Source organism: Bradyrhizobium liaoningense (assembly GCF_018130785.1).
GTDB classification, from domain to species: Bacteria; Pseudomonadota; Alphaproteobacteria; order Rhizobiales; family Xanthobacteraceae; genus Bradyrhizobium; species Bradyrhizobium liaoningense_A.
In genome coordinates, this window is the sequence record NZ_JAFCJT010000003.1 from 217,741 (window position 1) to 243,001 (window position 25,261).

At 64.6% G+C, this 25,261-nt stretch carries 22 protein-coding genes and 1 tRNA gene; 20 read left to right on the top strand and 3 right to left on the bottom strand.

Annotated features, from left to right (window positions below; genetic code table 11):
- The first annotated feature begins 59 nt into the window (after positions 1–59).
- The 5 genes from JQ627_RS11385 to JQ627_RS11405 all read left to right on the top strand — a co-directional run bounded on the left by JQ627_RS11385 (position 60) and on the right by JQ627_RS11405 (position 4,737).
- The gene (locus JQ627_RS11385) at positions 60–1,814 is read left to right on the top strand and encodes a SulP family inorganic anion transporter (RefSeq protein ID WP_212484306.1); all 1,755 of its coding nucleotides are present in this window, start codon (positions 60–62) and stop codon (positions 1,812–1,814) included.
- 66 nt (positions 1,815–1,880) lie between these two features.
- Positions 1,881–2,516, top strand: a complete 636-nt coding sequence (locus JQ627_RS11390) for a YoaK family protein (RefSeq protein WP_212484307.1) — start codon at positions 1,881–1,883, stop codon at positions 2,514–2,516.
- Positions 2,517–2,568: 52 nt separating this feature from the next.
- Entirely contained in the window at positions 2,569–3,408 is an 840-nt protein-coding gene (locus JQ627_RS11395; protein WP_212484308.1) for a shikimate dehydrogenase, read from the top strand.
- Positions 3,409–3,475: 67 nt separating this feature from the next.
- The gene (locus JQ627_RS11400) at positions 3,476–4,102 is read left to right on the top strand and encodes a hypothetical protein (protein WP_212484309.1); all 627 of its coding nucleotides are present in this window, start codon (positions 3,476–3,478) and stop codon (positions 4,100–4,102) included.
- A gap of 14 nt (positions 4,103–4,116) precedes the next feature.
- Positions 4,117–4,737, top strand: a complete 621-nt coding sequence (locus JQ627_RS11405) for a hypothetical protein (RefSeq protein WP_212484310.1) — start codon at positions 4,117–4,119, stop codon at positions 4,735–4,737.
- A gap of 124 nt (positions 4,738–4,861) precedes the next feature.
- On the opposite strand, the gene JQ627_RS11410 is transcribed toward JQ627_RS11405, so the two are convergent.
- A complete protein-coding gene (locus tag JQ627_RS11410) occupies positions 4,862–5,998 on the bottom strand; it encodes an alpha-hydroxy acid oxidase (RefSeq protein WP_212484311.1) in 1,137 nt (378 codons plus the stop codon).
- Between the two features lie 106 nt (positions 5,999–6,104).
- Between JQ627_RS11410 and JQ627_RS11415 the strand changes: the two genes are divergently transcribed.
- The 11 genes from JQ627_RS11415 to JQ627_RS11465 all read left to right on the top strand — a co-directional run bounded on the left by JQ627_RS11415 (position 6,105) and on the right by JQ627_RS11465 (position 17,283).
- On the top strand, positions 6,105–6,272 hold the full coding sequence (locus tag JQ627_RS11415) for a hypothetical protein (RefSeq protein WP_212484312.1): 168 nt from the start codon (positions 6,105–6,107) through the stop codon (positions 6,270–6,272).
- A gap of 218 nt (positions 6,273–6,490) precedes the next feature.
- Positions 6,491–7,834, top strand: coding sequence for a phosphoglucosamine mutase (gene glmM, locus JQ627_RS11420; RefSeq protein WP_212484313.1), 1,344 nt, complete (start codon positions 6,491–6,493; stop codon positions 7,832–7,834).
- Positions 7,835–8,069: 235 nt separating this feature from the next.
- Positions 8,070–9,320 carry an MFS transporter gene (locus tag JQ627_RS11425; protein ID WP_212484314.1) on the top strand — a complete coding sequence of 417 codons (1,251 nt, stop codon included), beginning with the start codon at positions 8,070–8,072 and terminating at the stop codon, positions 9,318–9,320.
- 227 nt (positions 9,321–9,547) lie between these two features.
- The gene (locus JQ627_RS11430; RefSeq protein WP_212484315.1) at positions 9,548–10,381 is read left to right on the top strand and encodes an outer membrane protein; all 834 of its coding nucleotides are present in this window, start codon (positions 9,548–9,550) and stop codon (positions 10,379–10,381) included.
- A gap of 168 nt (positions 10,382–10,549) precedes the next feature.
- Positions 10,550–11,377 carry an outer membrane protein gene (locus JQ627_RS11435; RefSeq protein ID WP_212484316.1) on the top strand — a complete coding sequence of 276 codons (828 nt, stop codon included), beginning with the start codon at positions 10,550–10,552 and terminating at the stop codon, positions 11,375–11,377.
- A gap of 74 nt (positions 11,378–11,451) precedes the next feature.
- The gene (locus tag JQ627_RS11440) at positions 11,452–12,042 is read left to right on the top strand and encodes a glutathione S-transferase family protein (RefSeq protein WP_212484317.1); all 591 of its coding nucleotides are present in this window, start codon (positions 11,452–11,454) and stop codon (positions 12,040–12,042) included.
- A gap of 30 nt (positions 12,043–12,072) precedes the next feature.
- A complete protein-coding gene (locus JQ627_RS11445) occupies positions 12,073–12,537 on the top strand; it encodes a GNAT family N-acetyltransferase (protein WP_212484318.1) in 465 nt (154 codons plus the stop codon).
- Between the two features lie 173 nt (positions 12,538–12,710).
- The gene (locus JQ627_RS11450; protein WP_249143034.1) at positions 12,711–12,902 is read left to right on the top strand and encodes a hypothetical protein; all 192 of its coding nucleotides are present in this window, start codon (positions 12,711–12,713) and stop codon (positions 12,900–12,902) included.
- A gap of 79 nt (positions 12,903–12,981) precedes the next feature.
- Complete coding sequence (locus tag JQ627_RS11455) at positions 12,982–14,154, top strand: phosphoserine transaminase (protein WP_212484319.1); 1,173 nt, start codon at positions 12,982–12,984, stop codon at positions 14,152–14,154.
- Between the two features lie 223 nt (positions 14,155–14,377).
- Positions 14,378–15,967 (top strand): phosphoglycerate dehydrogenase, encoded by a 1,590-nt coding sequence (gene serA, locus JQ627_RS11460; RefSeq protein WP_212484320.1) that lies wholly within the window; start codon positions 14,378–14,380, stop codon positions 15,965–15,967.
- Positions 15,968–16,110: 143 nt separating this feature from the next.
- The gene (locus JQ627_RS11465) at positions 16,111–17,283 is read left to right on the top strand and encodes an acetyl-CoA C-acyltransferase (protein WP_212484321.1); all 1,173 of its coding nucleotides are present in this window, start codon (positions 16,111–16,113) and stop codon (positions 17,281–17,283) included.
- Positions 17,284–17,499: 216 nt separating this feature from the next.
- On the opposite strand, the gene JQ627_RS11470 is transcribed toward JQ627_RS11465, so the two are convergent.
- Positions 17,500–20,934, bottom strand: a complete 3,435-nt coding sequence (locus tag JQ627_RS11470) for a PAS domain S-box protein (protein ID WP_212484322.1) — start codon at positions 20,932–20,934, stop codon at positions 17,500–17,502.
- 739 nt (positions 20,935–21,673) lie between these two features.
- Here JQ627_RS11470 and JQ627_RS11475 point away from each other — a divergent pair.
- The 3 genes from JQ627_RS11475 to JQ627_RS11485 all read left to right on the top strand — a co-directional run bounded on the left by JQ627_RS11475 (position 21,674) and on the right by JQ627_RS11485 (position 23,079).
- Positions 21,674–22,108 (top strand): phasin, encoded by a 435-nt coding sequence (locus tag JQ627_RS11475; protein WP_212484323.1) that lies wholly within the window; start codon positions 21,674–21,676, stop codon positions 22,106–22,108.
- Positions 22,109–22,300: 192 nt separating this feature from the next.
- Positions 22,301–22,377, top strand: a tRNA-His gene (locus tag JQ627_RS11480).
- 246 nt (positions 22,378–22,623) lie between these two features.
- Positions 22,624–23,079, top strand: a complete 456-nt coding sequence (locus JQ627_RS11485; RefSeq protein ID WP_212484324.1) for a hypothetical protein — start codon at positions 22,624–22,626, stop codon at positions 23,077–23,079.
- A gap of 290 nt (positions 23,080–23,369) precedes the next feature.
- Here the strand turns inward: JQ627_RS11485 and JQ627_RS11490 are convergent, their stop codons facing one another.
- On the bottom strand, positions 23,370–24,257 hold the full coding sequence (locus tag JQ627_RS11490; RefSeq protein WP_212484325.1) for a hypothetical protein: 888 nt from the start codon (positions 24,255–24,257) through the stop codon (positions 23,370–23,372).
- 404 nt (positions 24,258–24,661) lie between these two features.
- Between JQ627_RS11490 and JQ627_RS11495 the strand changes: the two genes are divergently transcribed.
- On the top strand, positions 24,662–25,249 hold the full coding sequence (locus JQ627_RS11495) for a DUF4126 domain-containing protein (RefSeq protein ID WP_212484326.1): 588 nt from the start codon (positions 24,662–24,664) through the stop codon (positions 25,247–25,249).
- Positions 25,250–25,261 lie beyond the last annotated feature (12 nt).

A 25,261-nucleotide genomic window follows, 5' to 3' on the forward strand; every position in this document is an offset into this window, starting at 1 on the left:
CGCACGCGCGCGCCGCACGATGCACCGGAGCATTGTGGGCAGCGGAGCACTTTGCGGACATGAGCATCACCGGCGAACACGCAGGCAAGCTTCATCAGCTGCGTCGGCCGACCTTTGCCGAACTCTATCTGCCAAAACTCGTCACCGTCTGGCGCGAAGGCTACGGCGTCGCGGATTTCCGCGCCGATGTGTTCGCGGGCCTCACGGTTGCGATCGTGGCGCTGCCGCTGTCGATGGCGATCGCGATTGCCTCGGGCGTGACGCCGGACCGCGGGCTCTACACTGCCGTCGTCGGCGGCTTCATCGCGTCGCTGCTCGGCGGCAGCAGATTCCAGGTCGGCGGGCCCGCCGGCGCCTTCATCGTGCTGGTCGCGGTCACCGCGGAGCGGCACGGCGTCGACGGAGTCATCCTTGCGACGCTGATGGCGGGCCTGGTCCTGATCGCCGCGGGTCTGTTGCGGATCGGTACCTACATCAAGTTCATTCCCTATCCCGTCACGGTCGGCTTCACCGCGGGCATCGCCGTGATCATCTTCGCCAGCCAGCTCCGCGATCTCGGCGGGATCACGCTGGCTGGCAAAGAGCCGAGCGAGTTCGTGCCAAAGCTTGTCGCGCTGGCCGCAGGCCTGCACACGATCAATCCGTCGGCGGTTGCCGTCGCGCTCGTCAGCATCGCCATCATCGCCAGCTTGCGGATCTGGCGACCGTCGTGGCCCGGCATTTTGATCGCGGTCGTGCTCGCTGCGGTCGCGTGTGCCGTGCTGTCGCTACCGGTCGAAACCATCGGCAGCCGGTTCGGCGGCATTCCGCGCGAATTGCCGTCCCCGGCGCTGCCCGCCTTCTCGCTTGCGAAGGCGAAAGCGGTGCTGCCGGATGCGATCTCATTCGCGCTGCTGGCCGCGATCGAATCGCTGCTGTCGGCGGTGGTCGCCGACGGCATGACCGGACGCCGTCACCGCTCCAATTGCGAGCTGGTGGCGCAAGGCGCGGCCAACATCGGCTCGGCGCTGTTCGGCGGCATCTGCGTCACCGGCCTGATCGCGCGCACCGCCACCAACATCCGCGCCGGCGCGCGCGGGCCGCTGGCGGGCATGCTGCACTCGGTGTTCCTGCTGCTGTTCATGCTGATCGCGGCGCCGCTCGCGAGCTACATCCCGCTGGCCGCGCTCGCCGCGGTGCTCGTCGTCGTCGCCTGGACCATGGCGGAGAAGCACGAATTCGCGACGTTGCTGCGCTCATCCTGGGGCGATGCGGTCGTGCTGCTCGCGACCTTCCTGCTCACCATCTTCCGCGACCTGACCGAAGGCATCCTGGTCGGCTTCGCGCTCGGCGCGGTGCTGTTCATCCACCGCATGGCGGAGATGACGGGGATCGAGGAGCGCTCACCGCTGGTGGCCGCCGATCGTCCCGACGACAGCAATGGCGAGCGCGTTCCTTACGATCCCGCGCTCGCCATCGATCGCGACGTGCTGGTCTATCGCATCACCGGCGCGTTCTTCTTCGGTGCCGCCTCGGCCATCGGAAACGTGCTCGACGGCATCGCCGACCAGCGCAAGGGATTTGTGGTCGATTTCGCCGCGGTGCCGTTCCTGGATTCGACCGCCGCCAATGTGCTCGGCCGCGTCGCCGCCAAGGCGCACCGCCAGGGCATCCGGCTGTTCATCACGGGGGCGTCGCCCGCGGTTCGTCGCGCACTGCTCACCCATGGCGTGACGCCGCCGCGTGCGCGCTATCGCGAGACGATCGCGCGTGCAGTCGCCGACATCAAGGGCGGCGCGACGCAGCCTGTGGCCAATGATGGGGCCGCGACCTGACGGCAGCGCACTTCTCAAGCCGGCCGATTTGATCGACACTGCCGCGTCACGGCAGTGGTGCAGGGAATGCTGGATTCGCGTCGCAATGTTGCGCTGGCCTGTGCGCTCAGCATGCTGGCGGGCTATGTCGATGGCTTCCTGCATCTCGGCGGCCTGTTCGTTTCATTCATGAGCGGCAACTCGACGCGCCTCGGCGTCAGCCTTGCGGAAGCGCAATGGTGGCAGGCCGCTGGCGCGTTCGGCCTGATCGCGCTGTTCGTGGCGGGAGCTGCGGCCGGCAGCCTCGTCGTGCTCGGCGGCGGGGCCGAGCGGCAGCCCTGGCTGCTTCTCATTGAGGCGGGGCTGCTTGCGGGTGCCGGACTTTGCCATGCCTACGGCCTGCCGAACCTCGCGATCGCGGCAATCGTGCTCGCGATGGGCCTGGAGAACGCCGTGTTCCAGATCGACGGCGGCGCGGGCCTCGGCCTCACCTATGTCACGGGGGCACTGGTCAAGGTCGGCCAGCTCCTCGCGGTGAGCCTCACCGGCGGGCCGCGCTGGAGCTGGGCGCCGAACCTGCTGTTGTGGGCGGCGCTCGTTGCGGGCGCGGCGGGCGCGCTCGGCTATGCCTGGATCAACCTCGCCGCGATCTGGTGCGCCGCCGCCGCGGCGCTGGCATTGGCCGCGATCGTGGCTGCGGCGATGCGGCGGCCGCGCGCTTGACAGAGCCGCCGGGACGCGAAATGGATCGCCTCGAACACGACCCGAGGGAAAGATGACCGCGCTCAGGACTCCCGCAGCCTGTTTGATCGGATGGCCGGCCGCGCATTCGCGCTCGCCGCTGATCCATCATTACTGGCTGCGCACGCTCGGGATCGAGGGCGGCTATGTCATCGAGGCGGTCCCGCCCGATGATCTCAGAGACTTCGTGCTGCGGCTGTCGCTGCGCGGCTTCGTCGGCGCCAACGTCACCATCCCGCACAAGGAAGGCGTGCTGGCGCTGTCCACGCCCGATGCGCGGGCCAAGGCCGTCGGCGCCGCCAACACGCTGTGGTTTGCCGGCGGCGAGCTGCGCTCGACCAATACCGACGTCGAAGGCTTCATCGGCAATCTCGATGCCGGAGCGGCCGGTTGGGACAGGGCGGAAGAGGCATTGGTGCTCGGGGCCGGCGGTTCCTCGCGCGCGGTCGTGTTCGGCCTGCTCGAACGCGGCATCAAGCGCATCCATCTCGCCAACCGCACCATCGCGCGCGCCGAGACGCTGGCAAGGCAATTCGGGCCGAACGTGCATCCGATTCCCTGGGACGGCATCAACGACCTGCTGCCGCGCGCAAGACTTCTCGTGAACACGACCTCGCTCGGCATGCACGGCCAGCCTTCACTCGATGTCGACGTGGCGCGCCTGCCGGACGGGGCGGTGGTCGCAGATCTCGTCTACGTCCCCCTGGTGACGCCGCTGCTGGCGGCTGCGAAAGCGCGCGGCCTCAACACCGCCGACGGCCTCGGCATGCTCCTGCACCAGGCGGTGCGCGGTTTCGAGCTGTGGTTCGGCCAAAGGCCTGAGGTCACGGCCGAGCTGCGCGCGCTGGTCGAGGCCGATCTCACAAAGACTTGAAAGAATAACGGCGAATAGCGCCCCATCTCCGGAGTTCTATCCCCGTGGGGACAATCCGGAGACCGTCATGCCTGTTCAACGTGCAATTTTCACGCGTCCGCTCATCGCCGTCGCAATGGTGGCCGCGTCCACCCTCTATGCAGTCGCGCAGAAGGCGCCGGTGCCGACGCGCGTGCGCGGCACGATCGAGAGCGTCAATGGCGACACCATGCAGGTCAAGTCGCGCAGCGGCGAGGACGTCAAGCTGCGCATCTCCCCCGACGTGAGCGTCTCGGGCGTCACGAAAATTTCACTCGCCGACATCAAGGTCGGCTCCTTCGTCGGTGCCACCACCGTGCCGGGATCCGATGGCGGCAACAATGCCGTCGAGGTCCATGTGTTTCCGGAAAACATGCGCGGCACCGGCGAGGGCTCGCGGCCTTATGACCTCAAGCCCAATTCCAGCATGACCAACGCCACGGTCTCGGAGAGCGTGGTCGGCAATGACGGCCACACGCTGCTGGTCAAGTACAAGGACGGCGAGAAGAAGGTGTTCGTGCCCGACAACACGCCGGTGGTGACCTTCGTGCCCGGCGACAAGTCCGATCTGAAGGCCGGCGCAAAGGTCATCGCCTTCATGAAGCAGCTGCCGGACGGCTCGTTCGAAACCAACCGCGTCAGCGTCGGCCGCGACGGCCTGACACCGCCGATGTGATGGAGGATGGCAACATGTCGAAATCAAGCTGGACGCCACGCCTGTTGGTGGCCGCGTTCGCCGTCGCTTCCATGTTCTCCGCCTCGGCGCAGCAGGCGCCGACGGTCCGCATCCGCGGCACCATCGAGAGCGTCGACGGCAATACGCTCGGCATCAAGACGCGCGAAGGCAGCGACGTGAAGGTGCGCATGACCGACAACGTCGCCGTGTTCGCCGTGGTGAAGACCTCGCTGTCGGAGATCAAGGAAGGCTCCTATATCGGCGTCACCGGCATGCCCGAGCCCGACGGCACGCAGAAGGCGATCGCGGTGCACATCTTCCCGGAAAACCAGCGCGGCGCGGCTGAAGGTTTCCGTCCCTGGGATGCGCGCGCCAACTCGACCATGACCAACGCGACCGTGGCCCAGACGGTGGAAGGCACCGACGGCCAGAACATCACGGTCAAGTACAAGGACGGCGAGAAGAAGGTGGTGGTGCCGCCGGACACGCCGATCGTCACCTTCGTCGCCAGCGACAAATCCGAGATCAAGCCCGGCGCCAAGCTGATCATCTTCGGTGCGGCGAAGAAGGAGGACGGCTCGCTGGAGGCGAACCGGGTGAATGTCGGCAGGGATGGGATCACGCCGCCGATGTGAGGGATGGCGCTGAACTCGTAGGGTGGGCAAAGGCGCACTTGCGCCGTGCCCACCACATTCCTGCGTTTCGCGAAAGTCGGTGGGCACGCTTCGCTTTGCCCACGCTACGGCGCTGCCGCTTCAGTCACATCGCGATGATATGATCGTCGATCTCGGCGATCCTGTTGACGCCGCACAGGCCCATGGTGGTGAGCAGCTCTTTCTGGATGATGTCGATCGCCTTGGCGACGCCGGCCTGGCCGCCGGCACCCAGGCCATAGGCGTAGGCGCGGCCGATCATGCAGGATTTCGCGCCGAGCGCGAGCGCGCGCATCACGTCCTGGCCGGAGCGGATACCGCCGTCGAACATGATCTCCATCTTCTCACCGACCGCGTCCACGATCTCCGGCAGCATCTCGATCGAGGACGGCGCGCCGTCGAGCTGCCGGCCGCCATGGTTGGAGACGACCAGGGCCTGCGCGCCGGTTTTCGCGGCGAGCTCGGCGTCCTCGACGTCGAGGATGCCCTTCAGGATCAGCTTGCCGGGCCAGATGCTGCGGATCCACTCGATGTCGTTCCAGTTCAGCGAGGTGTCGAACTGCGAGTTGATCCAGGTCGACAGCGACGTGATGTCGTCGCTGACCTTCAGATGACCGGCGAGATTGCCGAAGGTGCGGCGCTTGCCTTGCAGCACGCCGGAGACCCAGGCGGGCTTGCTGGCGAAATCCAGCAGCTTCGACAGCGACCACTCCGGCGGCACCGTCATGCCGTTCTTGATGTCCTGGTGGCGCTGGCCGATCACCTGGAGGTCGACGGTCAACACCAGCGCGCTGCACTTGGCCGCGATCGCGCGCTGGATCAATTCCTTGATGAAGCCGCGGTCCTTCATCACGTAGAGCTGGAACCAGAACGGCTTCTCGACATTGGCAGCAATGTCCTCGATCGAGCAGATCGACATCGTCGACTGCGTGAAGGGGATGCCGGCCGCCTGCGCGGCGCGGCAGGCATGGATCTCGCCGTCGCCATGCTGCATGCCCAAAAGACCCACGGGCGCAAGCATCAGCGGCATGGTCGAGGGCTCGCCGAGGATCGTGGTCGAGGTGTCGCGCCTGGAAACGTCGACCAGGATGCGCTGGCGGAACTTGATCGCCTGCATGTCGTCGCGGTTGGCGCGCAGCGTTTCCTCGGCATAGGAACCGCGGTCGCAATAGTCGAAGAACGCCTTCGGCACGCGGCGCTGATGCAGCGTGCGAAGATCGTCGATACAGGTGATGTGCTTCATGAACGTTTCCCCGGCCCGTCTCGTCTCGGAAAGTCTTGCATCGGAAGATTGAGGGGTCATCTAGCATGGTTGGATGCACAGCCAAATCGTTTGAGAGGAGAGCTCTATGACCAGGCCGCACAGCCATCCGACGCCGGAAGAGATCAAGGAGAAGCGGGATCTCGACAAAGCGCTGGATGAGGGCTTGGAAGAGACCTTCCCGGGGTCCGATCCCGTCAATGTCACCCAGCCACCGCCGAGCCGCCCAGACGGTCATGTCAAGCGCTCCGGCTAGGGGCGGGTTCCATCCGGTTCCGCCATGTCCGCCGGAAATATAATGTTAACAACAAGTTACCGGGGCGCCTTGGGCCCCGTCCCGTAATGATTAATCACATTTTTTGAAGCCAAGTTAGCCGCGAAGGCTTTATAACGTCTCAGCAAATCAGGGCTGCGGGTCCCTTTCGGGCATCCCGTAGTTGTAGAGGGGTCCCTGATTGTTGCGTGGGGGACGATATGAGCCGCAAATATTTCGGGACGGACGGGATTCGGGGCCGCGCCAACGGACTGATCACGCCGGAGCTCGCGCTCAAGGTCGGCCAGGCGGCAGGCCTTGCGTTTCAGCGCGGTGACCACCGCCACCGGGTCGTGATCGGCAAGGACACGCGCCTGTCCGGCTACATGATCGAATACGCGATGGTCGCGGGTTTCACATCGGTCGGCATGGACGTGCTGCTGGTCGGCCCGATGCCGACGCCGGCGGTCGCGATGCTGACCAAGTCGATGCGCGCCGATCTCGGCGTGATGATCTCGGCCTCGCACAATCTGTTCGAGGACAACGGCATCAAGCTGTTCGGCCCGCAGGGCTTCAAGCTTTCCGACGACGTCGAGAAGCAGATCGAGCAGCTGCTCGACGAATCCCTCGACAAGCGACTCGCACAGAGCGCGAGCCTCGGGCGCGCCCGCCGTATCGACGGCGTGCATGACCGCTACATCGAATTCGCCAAGCGCACGCTGCCGCGCGATCTCTCGCTCGACGGTCTGCGCGTCGTGGTCGATTGCGCCAACGGCGCCGCCTACAAGGTGGTGCCGGAGGCGCTGTGGGAATTGGGCGCCGACGTCGTGCCGATCGGCGTCGAGCCGGACGGTTTCAACATCAACAAGGAATGCGGCTCGACCTCGCCGGAAGCGCTGTCGAAGAAGGTGCGCGAGATGCGCGCCGACATCGGCATCGCGCTCGACGGTGACGCCGATCGCGTCATCCTGGTCGACGAGCGCGGCCACCTCGTCGACGGCGACCAGCTGCTCGCGGTGATCGCGCAGAGCTGGAAGGAAGACGGGCGGCTGTCGCGGCCGGGCATCGTCGCCACCGTGATGTCCAATCTCGGCCTCGAACGCTTCCTCAAGGGGCAGGGCCTCGATCTGGTGCGCACGCCGGTCGGCGACCGCTACGTGCTCGAGCAGATGCTGAACGGCGGCTACAATCTCGGCGGCGAGCAGTCGGGCCACATCATCCTGTCCGACTACGCCACCACCGGCGACGGCTTCGTTGCGGCACTACAGGTGCTGGCGGTGGTGCAGAAGCTGCGCCGGCCGGTGTCGGAGGTCTGCCACCGTTTCGATCCGCTGCCGCAGATCCTCAAGAACGTCCGCTACAAGAGCGGCAAGCCGCTCGAGGATTCCGACGTCAAATCGGCGATCTCCGACGGCGAGAAGCGGCTCAACGGCCACGGGCGCCTCCTGATCCGCTCGTCCGGCACCGAGCCCGTGATCCGCGTCATGGGCGAGGGCGAGGACCGCCTCCTGATCGAGGACGTCGTCGACACCATCGTCTCCGCGCTGGGCCAGGCGGCGGCCTGAGCCTTCCTCGACCGCAGTATCGTAGGGTGGGCAAAGCGAAGCGTGCCCACCACTTCTGCTGCGGTGTTGGATCGATGGTGAGCACGGCGCAAGTGCGCCTTTGCCCACCCTACGATTCCGGACTCGCGGGGAGGGTAAGAACCACGCATTCCAGCCATTTGCGATTGGCGGTGGTTCCACCTTCGCTCGCATCGTAATGAGCGAGTGCGGCGGTTCGCCGCGCCGGGGTGCTCCATTGAACAAGCCTGTCGTCGTCTCCGAGGAAACGCTGACCGAGCCGGTCGTCGTCAGGGACGTGGCGCCCGCCGCCCGGGCTGCCGCAGGGCCGGCCTATGTCGTGCTTGCCGGCATCAGCTTCTCGCACTTCCTCAACGACACCATGCAGTCGCTGATCGCCTCGGTGTATCCGATCCTGAAGGACACCTACGCGCTGGACTTCGCGCAGATCGGCATGATCACGCTGGCCTTCCAGTTCACGGCCTCGCTGCTCCAGCCGGTCGTCGGGCACTACACCGACAAGAAGGCGCAGCCCTATTCGCTCTCGATCGGCATGGCCTCGACCTTCTTCGGCCTGCTGCTGCTCAGCGCCGCACACCAATATCTCGTCATCCTTGTCGCCGCCGCGCTGGTCGGCCTCGGCTCGGCGGTGTTTCATCCGGAGTCGGCGCGCATCGCGCGGCTTGCCTCCGGCGGTCGCTATGGTTTCGCGCAATCGGTGTTCCAGCTCGGCGGCAGCTTCGGCACGTCGATGGGGCCGGTGCTGGCCGCGCTGATCGTGGTGCCGTTCGGGCAGGGCAGCATCGCCTGGTTCTCCTCGATCGCGTTCCTCGCGATTCTCATCCTCTGGCGCATCGGCCGCTGGTACGAGCCGCAGATCAAGGCGAAGAAGGCGGCGACGGCTCAGGTCCATCCCGACGCGCCGAGTTCGCGCCGCGTCGGGGTCGCCCTTGCGGTGCTGGTGGCGCTCTTGTTTTCGAAGCAGCTCTACGTCTCGAGCCTGTCGAGCTACTACATCTTCTATCTGATCGATCGCTTCGGCGTGTCGACGCAGGCGGCGCAGATCTATCTCTTCATCTTCCTTGCCGCGAATGCGGTGGGCGCGTTCTTCGGCGGCCCGCTGGGTGATCGCTTCGGCCGCAAGATCGTGATCTGGATCTCGATCCTCGGCGCGCTGCCCTTCACGCTGGCGTTGCCCTATGCCGGGCTCTATGCGAGCGCGGTGCTCAGCGTCATCATCGGCCTGATCATCTCCTCGACGACGTCGTCGATCATCGTGTTCGCGCAGGAGCTGGTGCCGCACCGCTTCGGCATGATCTCCGGCGTGTTCTTCGGTGTTGCCTTCGGCATCGGCGGCCTGGGTGCCGCCGTGCTGGGCAAGCTCGCCGATCACACCTCGATCGAGTTCGTCTACCAGGTCTGTGCCTGGCTGCCGGCGATCGGCCTGCTTGCGGTGTTCCTGCCCAAGCTGCCGCAGCACCTGCGTTAACAGATCCTGTTTCGCCGCAACGCGGCTTCATACATCGTTAGCAATTGCGGTGCGTAGGCGCCGCATTTTTGCAACGCTCTCGCTGCATCCGCGTGTGCAGTCAGAAAAAATCAACCTTAAAAATTAGGGTTAAGTGGCGCTTAAGCATTTGGTGCCATCGTCCTCCCGTGAGTTTCCAGAACGTGGGGCGTCAGCATTTTGCCTCACCGGCCATAAGGACGAAGCCAATGCGTAGCGTTAAGTCTCTCCTTGCCGCGGGTGCGGCGACCCTGATCTCGTCGATGGCGTTCGCCGCCGACATGCCGATCGCCGCTCCGCCTCCGATGTACGCGCCGCCGGCTCCGCCCGCCGACTTCGGTGGCTGGTATCTCCGCGGCGACATCGGCATGACCAACCAGAGCGCCAAGCGCATCGACAGCGCCACCGCGCAGACGTACCCGACCACGACGACGGGCCTCGGCTTCGACTCCTCGCCGCTGTTCGACCTCGGCGTCGGCTATCGCTTCAACAACTGGTTCCGCGCCGACGTGATCGGTCAGTATCGCGGCAAGGCCAATCTGCACGGTTCGCAGAGCGTGTTGCTCGGGCCGACCGACGTCGAAGCCAACACCTACACCGGCAGCAAGTCCGAGTGGGTCGTCATGGCCAACGCCTATGTCGATCTCGGCACCTGGTGGTGCATCACCCCGTTCATCGGCGCCGGTGTCGGCGGCTCCTACAACAAGCTCTCGGGCTTCCAGGATAACGGCGTCCGCTACACCGCCGGCGCGCTGTCCAACAGCGTCACCTATTTCGGCGACAACGGAAAGTGGAACTTCGCCTGGGCCGCTCACGCCGGTCTCGCCTACAAGGTCAACCCCGGCTTCACGGTCGAACTGGCCTACAGCTACATGGATCTCGGCGACGCCGCGCTCGGCAACTACCGCGCGTTCGACGGCAGCATCTCGGGTCCGTCGACGATCAAGGTCAAGGACATCACCTCGCACGACGTCAAGCTCGGCGTGCGCTGGGATCTCAACAGCCCGCCGGCCTACATGCCGCCGCTCGTCACCAAGGGCTGATCGTCAGCTCCATCGCTTAACGTCTCTTAACGGCGCGGGATCATCCCGCGCCGTTTTGCTTTGCGTATTTTTCATGGCGAGCGGCGATGAAAGCGTCTGGCGCAACCATTGGTTAAGGTTAACGAGCCATGATCACGAGTGAAAGTTCGAGTTCGATGGAGCGTTAGGATGCGTAGGCTTCTGTTGGCGGCGGCGATGTTGGGGACGGTGTCTGCCGCGTACGCGGCCGATATGCCGGAACTGCCTTTCCTGCGCGGCTCGGTTACCGATGGTCTGACCAGCGCGCGGCCGAACTGGCAGGGCGGCTATTTCGGCGCCCAGGCCGGCTACGGCTCCTCCGATGAAAACTTCAGAGGTTCGACCAGCAACATGATGTCGTCGCTGCTGGCCGACACGTTGATCGAGAGCTCGATGGGCGTGTCCCAGTGGAATCTCGGCCTGGGCAAGGCCTCGCAGCGCACCACCGGTTACGGCGCCTTCGTCGGCTACAACGGCCAGTGGGACGACGTCGTGCTGGGTCTCGAAATCAGCTGGCTGCATGGCACGTTCGGCGGATCGGCGTCGGCCACCGAAAGGCGCGTCAGCGCCACAGCGCTGTCTGACGGTAACTTCCATGATGTCACGGCGACCTCCACGTCTTCGATCAGCATCAGCGACATCGGGACCTTCCGCGGTCGCGCCGCCTATGCGTGGGGATGCTTCCTGCCCTACATGTTTGCCGGCTTGGCGCTCGGCAATGCCGACATCGTGCGCACGGCCAATGTGCAGGATCGCGTGAGCACCACCCAGTTGGGGACCTACACGGCGCTGGCGCCGTTGAGCTCTACCGATGCCCAGCACAATCACCTGATCTACGGCTACACCGCCGGTCTCGGCGTTGATGTCAACCTGGTCGGCGGCTTGTTCATGCGGGCGGAGTACGAATATATCCGTTTCTCTTCCGCTGTTGACACCAGCATCAACACCGTTCGCGCGGGCCTCGGCTACAAGTTTTGATACTGCTTCGCTGCCACCGCGGTTGACAGCCCGCGTCCGTCCTGATGCTCTGTCGCTCCAACGGGGCGGCGGCGATGCAAATCTACGGCGACAGCAATTCCGGCAATTGTCTCAAGGTGAAGTGGGTCTGCGACAAGCTCGCGCTGCCTTACCAGTGGATCGAGGTCGACACCCGCAAGGGCGAGACGCGCACGCCGCAATTCCTGAAAATGAACGGCGCCGGCCAGGTGCCGACCGTCGCCTTCGACGACGGCCGCACGCTGGCGCAGTCCAATGCCATCATCCGTTATCTCGCCCGCGACAGCGCGCTCATTCCGCGCGACGCCTTCACGGCGGCCAAGATGGACGAATGGCTGTTCTGGGAGCAGTACAGCCACGAGCCCTATATCGCGGTGTGCCGCTTCCAGCTGGTCTATCTCGGCAAGGACGCCTCCGAGCTCGATCCCGACAAGGTCAAGCGCGGCTATGCGGCGCTCGACCGCATGGAGCAGCATCTGGCGGCAAGCCGCTTCTTCGCCGGCGCGGAGGTTTCGCTCGCCGACGTCTCGCTGCTCGCCTATACCCGCCTCGCGCATGAAGGCGGTTTCGATCTCGGTCGCCATGCGGCCGTCCGCCGCTGGATCGGCGAAGCCGAAAGCTCGCTCGGCCTTCCGCCGGCTCGCTGAGAGTCGCGCTGATTCTTGGAGTTTCCCGACATGAACGAGAAGTCCGTCTCCATCCGTCCCGCGCGCCGTGAGGATGTTGCGGCGATCGTCGCCATGCTTGCCGACGATCATCTCGGGCGCGCCCGCGAGCGCGTGGAGGATCCGCTGCCTGCGTCCTATTACCTGGCATTCGAGCGGGTCGAGCGCGATCAAAATCTCACGCTCGTGGTGGCAGAGAGCGAGGGCAGGGTGGTCGGCTGCCTGCAACTTGCGATCTTGCCGGGTATCAGCACGCAAGGCGGCATCCGCGGTCTGCTCGAAGATGTCCGCGTTGCTTCCGATTGTCGCAGCCGCGGCATCGGCGAGCAGCTGGTGCAATGGGCGGTCGCGGAAGCGAAAGCGCGCGGCTGCAATCTGGTCGAACTGCTGACGCATCAGACGCGAACAGATGCGCAGCGCTTCTACAAGCGGCTCGGCTTCGCTGCGAGTCACGTCGGCATGACTGTCCGCTTTTGACGCAGCTCGTCGCGGCCGTTGCGCGGTCAGCAAATTCGGATCGCGCATTCGTTCATGTTAAGAGCTGATAAACTACCCAGCCGTCGTTCACGTTGAATGAGGAACGAACGGTGCTACGGCAACGTCTGACACCGGGCTCGGTCGGTTCGGGGATTTCGATGACAAGCTATTCCATGATCAAGGTCGGCAACGATTACGTTGTGCAGGCCAATGACAAATGCATTTTGAAGGTCGGCAGCCGCCGCCGCGCGGCGCAATTGATCAGCGATGCCACGGACTTGCTGAACGCGCTCGCCCCGGTGGAATCCCCGGATCTCGCGCCGGAAGCGCCTTCACTCCCCCGTGAGGCTCCTGAACTTTCTTGACTGGTCTTCCCGATTCCCGTATCAGCCGCGGCGGGACACCTCCCCCCAACGGGAGGCTTACTATCTGGAAGGGTAGATCATGACCGTAGCGAAGCCCGCTTCGCGGCCGAACGTGCCGCATTTCTCCTCCGGCCCCTGCGCCAAGCGCCCCGGCTGGAACGCCCAAAATCTCAAGGACGCAGCGCTCGGCCGTTCGCATCGCGCGAAGGTCGGCAAGACCAAGCTCAAGCTCGCGATCGATCTGACGCGCGAAGTGCTTGAAGTGCCCGCCGATTATCGCATCGGCATCGTGCCGGCGTCCGATACCGGCGCGGTCGAGATGGCGCTGTGGTCGCTGCTCGGTGCGCGGCCCGTCACCACGCTCGCCTGGGAATCCTTCGGCGAGGGCTGGGTCAGCGATATCGTCAAGGAATTGAAGCTCAAGGACGTCACCAAGCTCAATGCAGCTTACGGTGAGATCCCCGACCTCTCGAAGGTCGATCCGAAGTCCGACGTCGTCTTCACCTGGAACGGCACCACCTCCGGCGTCCGCGTCCCGAACGCCGACTGGATCAGCGCGACCCGCGAAGGCCTGACCATTTGCGACGCGACCTCGGCCGCATTCGCGCAGCCGCTCGACTGGGCCAAGCTCGATGTCGTCACCTTCTCCTGGCAGAAGGCGCTCGGCGGCGAAGCCGCGCACGGCATGCTGATCCTGTCGCCCCGCGCCGTGGAGCGGCTCGAGACCTACAAGCCGGCCTGGCCGCTGCCTAAAATCTTCCGCATGACCAAGGGCGGCAAGATCAACGAAGGCATCTTCGTCGGCGAGACGATCAACACGCCCTCGATGCTCTGCGTCGAGGATTATCTCGATGCGCTGAACTGGGCCAAGTCGATCGGCGGACTGAAGGCGCTGATCGCGCGTGCCGATGCCAACACCAAGGTGCTGGCCGACTGGAAGGCGAAGACGCCCTGGATCGACTTCCTGGCCAAGGACGCCGCGATCCGCTCCAACACCTCGGTGTGCCTGAAGTTCACCGATCCCGCGCTCACCTCGCTCTCGGACGACGCGCAGGCCGACTTCTCCAAGAAGCTGGTCGCGCTGGTCGAGAAGGAAGGCGCCGGCTACGACTTCGCGTACTACCGCGATGCGCCAGCCGGCCTGCGCATCTGGTGCGGCGCGACCGTCGAGGCCAGCGACGTCGAGCTGCTGACGCAGTGGATCGACTGGGCGTTCGCCGAGACCAAGGCGCAGCTCGCCAAGGCGGCCTGAGTTCTTACCCTCCCCTGGAGGGGGAGGGGCGACGCACCGTGAGCATGATCCGGAAAAGTGGTCTCCGGTTTTCCGACAAGGTCATGCTCAGACAAGAAGGTGGCGCGGGGTGGGGTGATCTCTCCACACGGCGCACCGGCGATTTTCTTTTTGCAGCTTCACCCCACCCCGGCGCTTCGCGCCGACCCCTCCCCTTCAGGGGAGGGTGTGAAGGACAGATCCCATGACCAAACCCAAAGTTCTCATCTCCGACGCGCTCTCTCCCGCCGCCGTTCAGATCTTCAAGGATCGCGGCGTCGAGGTCGACTTCCAGCCCAATCTCGGCAAGGACAAGGACAAGCTTGCGGAGATTATCGGCAATTACGATGGTCTCGCGATCCGCTCCGCGACCAAGGCGACCGCCAAGATCCTGGAGAAGGCGACCAACCTCAAGGTGATCGGCCGCGCCGGCATCGGCGTCGACAATGTCGAGATCCCCGCCGCCACGGCCAAGGGCATCATCGTGATGAACACGCCGTTCGGCAATTCGATCACGACTGCCGAGCACGCCATCACGCTGATGCTGGCCCTGGCCCGCGAGATCCCGCAGGCCGACGCCTCGACCCAGGCCGGCAAGTGGGAGAAGAACCGTTTCATGGGCGTCGAGATCACCGGCAAGGTGCTCGGCGTGGTCGGTTGCGGCAACATCGGCTCGATCGTCGCCGACCGCGCACTCGGCCTGCGCATGAAGGTCGTCGCCTTCGATCCGTTCCTGTCGCCGGAGCGCGCCAAGGACATCGGTGTCGAGAAGGTCGAGCTCGACGACCTCCTGAAGCGCGCCGACTTCATCACGCTGCACACCCCGCTCACTGAGAAGACGAAGAACATCATCGACGCGGCCGCGATCGCCAAGATGAAGAAGGGCGTGCGCCTGATCAACTGCGCCCGCGGCGGTCTCGTTGACGAGCAGGCGGTGGTCGATGCGCTCAACTCCAAGCACATTGCGGGTGCCGCCTTCGACGTCTTCGTCGAGGAGCCGGCGAATGCGAACGTGCTGTTCGGCCATCCCAACGTGATCTGCACGCCGCATCTCGGCGCCTCGACCACGGAAGCGCAGGAGAACGTCGCGCTCCAGGTCGCCGAGCAGATGTCGGACTATCTGCTGTCGGGCGCGATCTCGAATGCGGTCAACTTCCCGTCGATCACGGCGGAAGAAGCGCCGAAACTGAAGCCGTTCATCTCGCTCGCCGAGAAGCTCGGCTCGTTCGCCGGCCAGCTCACCGAGAGCGGCATCCTCAAGGTGCAGATCACCTATGAGGGCCACGTCGCCGAGATGAAGATCAAGGCGATCACCTCGGCCGTGCTGTCGGGCCTGCTGCGGCCGATGCTAGGCGAGGTCAACGTGGTGTCCGCCCCCGTCGTCGCCAAGGAGCGCGGCATGGTCGTGGACGAGATCGTGCGCGCCGCCCAGAGCGACTATGAGAGCCTGATTACCGTCACGGTTGCGACCGAACGCCAGGAGCGCTCGGTCTCCGGCACCGTCTATCACGACGGCAAGCCGCGCCTCGTCGACGTCAAGGGCATCCGCGTCGACGCCGAGTTCGGCAAGTCGATGATCTACGTGACCAACGAGGACAAGCCGGGCTTCATCGGCAAGTTCGCGAGCCTCTTGGGCGACGCCAAGATCAACATCGCGACCTTCCATCTCGGCCGCGTCGCGCCCGGCGCCGATGCCATCGCGCTGATCGAGGTCGACGGCGTCGTGCCGCCCGAACTGCTCGCCAAGGTGCAGGCCCTGCCGCAGGTCAAGCAGGTCAAGGCACTGACGTTCTAAGACGCCGACATATTCCGACCCGCGGAACAACGCCGCCTCCATCACCGGAGGCGGCGTTTTTATTTTTCCCGCGCCCGCCAAACTTTGTGTACCAATGGCGCGAGGACGCTCCGTTCAAAATCGTTCGAAAAGGGAGAAAACAAATGCGTGAAGCCGTCATCGTTTCCTATGCACGCACGGGCCTCGCCAAGTCCGGCCGCGGCGGGTTCAACATCACGCCGCCGATGTCGCTCGCGGCCCACGCCATCCAGCACGCGGTCGACCGCGCCGGTGTCGAGAAGGACTATGTCGAGGACTGCTATCTCGGCAATTGCGCCCATGGCGCGCCGAACATCGGCCGTCAGGCCGCGCTGCTCGCCGGCTTGCCGACGACCACGGCCGGCGTCTCCGTGAACCGCTTCTGCTCCTCGGGCCTGCAGACCATCGCGATGGCCGCCAACTCGATCCGCTCCGACGGCGCCGACTGCATCGTTGCCGGCGGCGTCGAGAGCATCTCGATCCCGGGCGGCGGCTCGCCGAAGGAATCGATCGATCCGGAACTGCTCAAGGTCGCTCCCGATATCTTCATGGCGATGATCGACACCGCCGACATCGTCGCCGAGCGCTACAAGCTCAGCCGCGAATACCAGGACGAGTTCTCGCTGGAATCGCAGCGCCGCATGGCCGCGGCCCAGCAGGCGAACAAGTTCAAGGACGAGATCGTCCCGATGAAGACGAAGATGAAGGTCGTCGACAAGCAGACCAAGGCGGAATCGATCGTCGACTACGTCGTCGATCGTGACGAGTGCAATCGCCCCGAGACCACGCTGGAAGGCCTCGCCAAGCTCGAGCCGGTGAAGGGCCCGGGCAAGTTCGTCACCGCCGGCAATGCCAGCCAGCTCTCGGACGGCGCCGCCGCCGTGGTGCTGATGGAAGCCAAGGATGCCGAGAAGCGCGGCCTCAAGCCGCTCGGCCGCTTCGTCGCCTGGGCAACCGCCGGCTGCGAGCCCGACGAGATGGGCATCGGCCCGGTGTTCGCGATCCCGAAGCTGCTGAAGCGCACCGGCCTGAAGATCGACGACATCGATCTGTGGGAGCTCAACGAGGCCTTCGCCAGCCAGTGCCTCTACTCGCGCGACAAGCTCGGCATCGATCCCGCCAAGTACAACGTCAATGGCGGCTCGATCGCGATCGGTCATCCCTTCGGCATGACCGGCGCGCGTCTCACCGGCCACATCCTGCAGGAAGGTGCGCGCCGCAAGGCCAAGTGGGGCGTGGTGACGATGTGCATCGGCGGCGGCCAGGGCGGCGCCGGCCTGTTCGAGATCTACAGCTGAGGCGGTTGCCTTGCTGAATGCAAAAGGGCACGGCGCACGCCGTGCCCTTTTTGTTTGCGATGCGCCACGCACTCAGCCGTCATCGCCCGGCTTGACCGGGCGATCCAGTACTCCGAGAAAGTCGTTATTGAATCGAGAGGCCGCGGCGTACTGGATGCCCCGGTCAAGCCGGGGCATGACAGTGTAGCCAATCGCGCAGGGCTTCCGCTGTAGCTCTCACGCCCCTACCACCGCCGGTGCGAACACCACTTCGATCAGCGTGCCGGAATTGCCCGCGCTCTTGATGTTGAACCGGGCGCGGTTGGCTTCGACCAGGGCCTTGGTCAATGACAGGCTCAGCGCCGAACTGTCCGCGGCATCGCCGGGCGGTGGCGTGCGGAACGGCTCCATCGCGGCAGCAACCTCGCGCTCGCTCAGGCCGTGGCCGGTGTCGCGGATGCGCAACGCGATCTCGCCGCGGTCGGTGAGCGCTGTGGAGACGATGACCTGGCCGCCGGCACTCGCAAGCCGGATCGAGTTCGAGATCAGATTCATGGTGATCTGCCGCATCGCGCGCGCGTCCACGCTCACCTGCGGCAGCGCATGTCCGAGCGAGGTGCGGATGATGATGCGCTCGCGGTTGGCCTGCGGCTGCATCACCATGACGCAGGCTTCGACGAGATCGTTGAGGTTGAGGTTGGCGAAGGTGAGATCGAGCTTGCCGGTCTCGATCCGCGACAACTCCAGGAGATCGTCGATGATGGTGATCACGCGCTCGCCGGAGGCGCGGATGTCCTTCATGTATTCGCCGTAGCGCTCGTTGCCGAGCGTCCCGAAGCGCTCGGAGATCATCACCTCGGCGAAGCCGATGATGGCGTTGAGCGGCGTGCGGATCTCGTGGCTGATCCGCGCCAGCATGTCGGCCTTGGCATTTGCCGCGCCGTCGGCGAGACGGCGGGCGTTCTTCAGCTCGCTCTCGCCCTTCTTGCTCTGCGAGAGGTCGCGGAACACGGCGAAGAAGTTCGGGCCGTCGGGCCTGGTGCGGCCCATGATCATGGCGAGCGGAATGACGCCGCCCTTCTTCTCGCGTCCCAGCACCTCGCGGCCGTGGTCGAGCAGGCTCGCGATGTCCTGGCTCTTGAGGTTTTCGAGATAGTCGGCGACGATTTGCTGGCTCTCCGGCGCGAACAGCGTCACCAGGTTCCGCTGCATCAGCGTTTCGCCGTCATAGCCGAACAGCGCCTCCGCGCTGCGGTTGCAGGCGTGGATGTTGCCTTCGGCATCGAACATGACGATGCCCTCGGCGGTGGTGTCGAGGATCGCGGCGAGATCTTCCGCGTCGGCATCGCCGACCTCGGGCTCGAGCTCGGGCGCGTAGGGGAAGGATTCCGCGACGACAGGTTCGACGACGATCGGTGGCGCGACAACAGGCGCAGCAACGACAGGTGCCGCTTGCGGCAGCGCGCAGATCAGCGCATGCGCGCTCTCGCCGTCCCAGTCGATCGTGTGCAGATGCGCTTCGGTGGTCGGAAGCGGCTGTTCGCCGTTTGCCACCGTCGCGCTGATCGTCACCGGCGTGCCTCCTTGCGACGTGCTGCTCGCCGACGACACGCCCGGTTCGACATAGAGCGCATCGAGCCCGCCGGCATGCTCCAGCGCGCCCAGGCTGGAATAGCCCATGCGCGCGAGGAAGGCGGGGTTGGCGTAGAGCAGCCGGTCGAGCCGGTAGATCAGGATGCCCGTCGGCAGCAGGTCGAGCAGCGCGCGGTCGCGCGCGCTGTGGCCGTGCGCAGGCGGCGCGGGTTCGGTCAGCCATTCGGCCGGCGCGTGCGGCGCCTCGAGCTCCGCCATCGGAGGTTCGGACGCACTCTCCGCGGCCGGCGGCTCGGACGTGCCGGCGGCGATCGTCTCGTGCTCGCGTTCGAGCCGCTCGGACAATTGCCGGGCGAGCTCGTTGAACGCGCTGTTCTCGACGGGCGTCAGCGTCGGCGATCTCTGATCACTGGGTGATCTGACATCGCCGGGCGGGCGGAACGGCACGACATTGGGAGGCGTTTCCACTGGCGTTTCCGGATCGGTTGGGTGTGAATTCGCGTCGGTTACGGGTTCGGGCAGTTCAGGTTCAGGTGTTGGCTCAGGCTCGCGTGCGGGCGGCTCGCTCGGCGGGAGCGGGGCCTCCGCCACGGGCTCGGGATCGGGCTCGACGACGTCGGCGGAGAGGCCGTGCTGTGCGGGCGGCGCGGCGAACAGCTCAAAGCGCCTGAGCGCATCGAGCCGGTTGAGCCCGTCGAGATCGCGGCAGACGCCAAAACCCTTGAAACCCGCGAAATTGCGCTCGCGGTCGTAGACGGGCAGGCCTGCGAGCTCGACCGGCAGATGCTCGCCGCCATCGGCCGGCCAGTTCACGGTGATCCCGGCCCAGGTGTCGTGGCTCTCAAGCGCCTGCGCGACGCGGCCTTCAGGATCGAGCGCAAATTCGTCGGCGATCTCGCGCCAGGGGCGGCCGAAGCCGGCGGCGGTGTGCGCGCCCATCAGGTGGATGAACTCGCTGGTTGCGAGCACAAAGCGCCCCTCCGCATCCATCTGCCACAGGAAACGCAGCGGATGCTGACGCGGTGCGGGCGGCTCCGCTGATTGCGGTTCGACCATGAGCGAGGTGATCGGCGCGGCCTGCGGCGAGACAATGGCCTCTCGCGGGTTTTCAACTGGAGTTTTGGGCGCGGCTTCGCCGATCGTTTCCTGGGCAGGCTGTTCGGCCGCCTCCGGGATCGTTACGACCATCGCGTCGCTCGCGGGCACGTCCACGATCATCTCTGATGGCGGGACGGCCTCTGTCGCAGCCGGCGTTTCGACCGGCTCGGCGAAGGCGTCGAACAGCGCGATTCCGGATGCAGCCTTGCTCGGCCGCGCAGGCTGCGCGTAATCAGGCGCTGCGGCCGAAGGGACCGGCGGAGCCTCAGGCGCGGGTTGAGCGGCTTGTTCGCCCGCGCTGTTCTCGTCGACATCGGGCGCGGCCTGCCGGGCGGCCGGCTCGATCAGCGCGACCAGGCCGACATCGGCGCCGACGCCGACCCGTTGCAGCACCATCTGGCCGATGCCGATCGAGGTCTCGGCGCGGCCTTTCGCCAGCGCATCGCTGCGGGCCCGGTCGAGGCCGGCATCGCCGAGATCGCGGAAGCCGACCAGGGAACGGGCGGCTTCGCTGGCGCCGACGAACAGGCCGTCGGGCGCGAACGCCGCCATCGGCACCCTGGCGCCCTCGACGAGACGATGCAGGCGTTCGACCAGCGGCATGGTGCGCAGCGTCGGGTCCATCGCGGTGACCAGCACGCCATGATGGCCATCGGCGAAGTCGAGGCGGACGCAGGCGCAGGTCATCAGCATGCCCAGGCGGGCGCCGAAGCCGCGCAGCCGTTCGAGCTTGACGGCGCCGTTCGGCGTCAGCTGGCGCGCGAGCCGGGCGACCTGGCGGCGATGGCTGTCCGCCGGGCCGAAGGTCCTGTCCGCCAGCGCTGTGGCATTGGCCGCGCCGAACAGCTTTGCACCGACCGGATTGGCCCAGAGCACGCGCGTGCCGTCGATCGACCAGAGCCAGGCGGGCAGCGGAGAGGTCGCGTGCACGGCCAGCCGGGGATCGCCCACGCCTCGCAACTGGAAATCCGAACTCGTCATCCGACCGGCTTCAAGTCTCGCTTGTCAGCATCAGGGTGCAAGGCTGCCGGAATGACAGCCTTAAGAAAGGGTTACTATCGCGCGCAGGCGCGGGCAGGTCCACGGCTCCGGTCTACACGGGCCGTCCTAAAGCCGCGATAACCTTAATCTGGCCGACCCCGCAAGCCGCAGCCCAACGGCATCCGCAGGATTCGCGGGCCGCCGCGCGGCGATGGATACGGCCAAGCCGAAGCAGGGAGATCTGGCCGAAAGAGCAGGCTGGCGCGGCATCACAGGTGCCGATCCTCCCCTGGAGGGGGAGGATCGGTTCGCATGCAGCGAAGCGCAATGCGAACCGAGGTGGGGTGACAGTCTCTCCGCCGAAGCGGTGCCCGAGTGGAGAATCACCCCACCCCGCTCGCGCTGCACGCGATCGACCCCCGAACGAGCTCCGCTCGTCTCGCCCCCCTCCAGAGGAGGGTAAGAAAGCAGCCCAGCAGGCACCCAATTACCTCAACCCTGAGTTCCCCGGATCAGGAACCTCATCCTCACCGAGATTAAATTTTCGCGGCGCAGCCCTGATCACGTTTGCGTTGCACAATGTTGACATCTTAGGCAGCAATAGTGATGGGCGCTGGGTGAGCCATCTCATTCGTTCTGCGTTTCCGATCTTCGTTCCCGCTGAATTTGAGGCCTAGGTTGGGGCCGGCGGGCGCGCCGGAAGGCTCACTCCATTTTTTCATTAGCGTGAGGGACAACCATGACAGCTGCGACTGATCCGTTTTCTGCCTCGATCATTCCGTTCGAGGTCCCCGAGCAGATGCGCGCGTTCGCCGAAAAGGGCGTTTCGCAGGCCCGCGAGAGCTACGCCAAGTTCAAGGACGCGGCCGAGACCCACAACGGCACCGTGGAAGCCGTGTTCACCTCCGCCAACAAGGGCGCGAGCGAGTACACCGCCAAGCTGGTGGAGTTCATGAAGGCCAACAGCAGCGCCCAGTTGGACTTCGCCCAGCAGCTGTTCGGCCTCAAGTCGCCGGCGGAAGCGCTGGAGCTCTGGACCGGCCACACCCGCACCCAGCTCGAGACCTTCCAGTCCCAGGCCAAGGAGCTGGTCGAGCTCGCCCAGCGCGTCGCCGCCGAGACCGCCGAGCCGATCAAGGCCTCCGCCTCGAAGTTCTACAAGCCCGCCGCCTGATCAGGCCGGCTGGTTTAAATCAGGAAACCCGGGCCTAGAGCCCGGGTTTTGCTTTGGAAATAACCTCGTCCGAAGCGCGATTCTCGGGTTTTGCGGCCTTGCCAAAAACGCCCGTTGCACCTAGTTTCCGCCCCGTCCAGCCCCCCTCGGTGACCGGCCTGTTAAAGGCGCCCCCGGGCGGCTCGCAAGGATGCAGTTGTAGCTCAGTTGGTTAGAGCGCCTGTCTGTGGAACAGGAGGTCGGTGGTTCGAGCCCACCCAACTGTACCAACACACAGAATTTCCCTGCAATTCCGGTATCTTACTGATAGACCAAACGTTTTCGCGCCCTTTAAAATACAAAAGGCGCTACAAGTGGCATTGCGGATGGTCGCGTTAAGTCGTGCTGATGATGGTTGATGGTTTGCTCGGAAGGGCGTTCCCGAGGATGTCCGCGAGGAGTACCAGCGGCTCTACGGTGTCAGACGTGAGGCACACCTCAAGCTCCCAGCGGACACTCCTCGCCACGAGGCAAAGGTGCGCCTCGGGGAGTGGGAAGCCGAAGTTGAAACTCGCATTGCAACGCTGCGAGCCCAAAGGAATGGCGAAGGTCAGCCCCTTACTCGCGTAAACGCAATCGCGCTCGCTGGCCGATGGTACAGTTGGTATGTCGCGCAATACGAAAATGATCCCGGACCGGCGAAGGTCTGGCGGGAATTGAGCGACCTGTTTGTATGGAACGTGATTGGTGCCGAGGCCCCTGATAGTTACGAGGAGGACCCAAGGTCCGATCCTCACTGGGATTGGGCCAAGGAGCCTGAGGTTCGCGAAGCGGTACGGCCACGGGTCGCTGAGCAGGCGCGTGTCGCTACATTTCTTGCCAGCGAAGGCATCGCCCTGAACGCTACCGCGTACGCGCTCTTTTTGGACGCTGTGAGCGACAACCTCTTGCCTGCGTTCTCGGTGCTGGAGAAGCGCGCCAATGGCGATTAGCCGCGATGGCATCGCTAAAGCCTCGCTATCTCGCGTTCACAAGCAGAGCAGCCGGGCGCGTTGTCTGCTGAAAATCGGCACAGTACGGACACCAGCAATCCCACCATGGAACACAGATTTTTATCCTTCCAACTACTTCTCCTAGATGGGCTGAAGGTTGGTGGAGCGAACAAAAGCGGCATTGGCACGAATTCGCCGATACAGTCCGATCACAAGTCCCCGAGAGCCTTTCGCCTCTCGAGCCTGCCAACAACTAGTTGGATTATGGTGACAGTGCTGTCACCGTAGTTCTAGATTCGTTCAACGGCACCCATCGCAGTTGCCACTTCTCGGACATGGCCTAAGAGCTCTTCAGCAGTCGTTTCATTGAACGTCTCGACGCCATCCCATTCGAGCGGGTGATATAGAAATCCAAGCTTCGGTTGATCGAGATACGCTGCAACGACCGCAGCACCTCTCCAAAAATTCGCTAGGATTTGGTAGGTGTAATAGTTGATCCCGGTTTGTTGTTCGGCCTGCTGTTCCTCGCTCTTAGCTTTGCCGAATTCCATGTCTTGGAGCATCGTCGCCCCTAGTACATGTTGGTAGGTATGCCCGAACGGCGACGCGAGAACCGTGATCATAAAGCCTCCCACACGGCTACTCAAGAAACGTGCTGGCTGCGTCGCAATTTGGTTGATTGCACAAGCGAACCGGTGCTCTTCAGGGGTAATGAATGGGATGATGGTGCTATGCGCGAGAGCTGTGGGGGTATCAGCCTCAATGTTCTCAACTGCGGTAACAATGTCGGGCTGACCTATCCATAGACGGTCATCATTCTCAGTGATCAAGCCGTCTTTCCAGATCTTGAACATAGCGACTCTGCTGCGGTGAGAGGCCACGAGAAACTCTGTCCGAAACTCTTCACCCCTTGCTGCACTCTCAGCGCTGGCGTCTCTCAAGGGCTTGATCACGTCTTCGATGCGACGGCCGCTACGCGCAATTGCGGCCGCTTCCTGGATGGCAGGCAACGCATGTCCCACAGTCCCTGCATAAGCGACCGAGACATCTTCGCATAGGACAATAGCCTTCACTCTCCCAGGAATCAGGTTGCTCTTTGCTGCAGTTTCATCGTGGATCATTGTGTCCGTAGCGATAAGCATGCGATCACCAAATCGACGCGATAATCCAACGGTCATCTTCAGCCTTTCTCTTCACCGCAAAAAGTCGCCGTTTTCGAAGTATCCAGTATGAAATCGCCGGGACGGACCCCCTGCGAGTGCTACCTCACCCCCGCTACGATCACCACCGCCACTGGCAACGTCACCGCCGCCAGCAACGTTCCCAGCGCCACCGCCGGCATCGCCAGCGGCTTGAGCGCGCCCAGCACTGCGACGGGTCCTCGTCTTTGATCTCGAAGCGGAAGAAATGCGCAGAGTGATCGGCTGCGTCAACATTTCTGGCTTGGTTTGCTCATCTTCCGCGATGTAGCCTGATTACGCATTGCGATCTGCGTCGATGGCCGTACTCATCCCAATGACCTCGGCCGCATCGCGTCTAGCCTTCCCGGGGAAATTCGAGCGCAACAATCGTTGGGGATCTCATGTCGAACTCCGATCTCGCGTTGTCGATCGCGCTCGGTGTCGGTCTTGCGGCCGCGACGGGCTTCCGGGTGTTCCTGCCGATGCTGGTTGCCAGCGTGGCCGCTTACTCGGGTTCGCTTCCTCTGGGCGACGGTTTCGCGTGGCTTGGAACACCTGCTGCAATGCTGATGCTTGGTGTGGCCGCGCTCCTGGAGGTTGGTGCGTATTTCGTTCCCGGCGTGGACAATTTGCTCGATGTCATCGCCGCGCCTGTCGCCGTGATCGCCGGAGCCATCGTGTCGGCGGCGACCATGGCAGACCTTCCACCGATGATGAAATGGACGGCCGCCATCGTCGCGGGCGGCGGCGCGGCCGGCATCGTGCATGGCGTCACCGCGGCCCTGCGGGCCAAATCGACGGTCCTGACGGCTGGCCTCGGCAACTCAACCGTTGCGACCGCCGAACTGGGCGGTGCACTCCTCGTATCGCTTCTTGCCCTGGCTGCGCCGGTTGCCGCCTTCGTGATCGTCGTTCTGATGCTCTGGCTGGCGATACGGTTGATCCTGCGCCTGCGCAGGTCAACTCATCGCACTGATGCACCGGGATGATTGCGTGTGCTC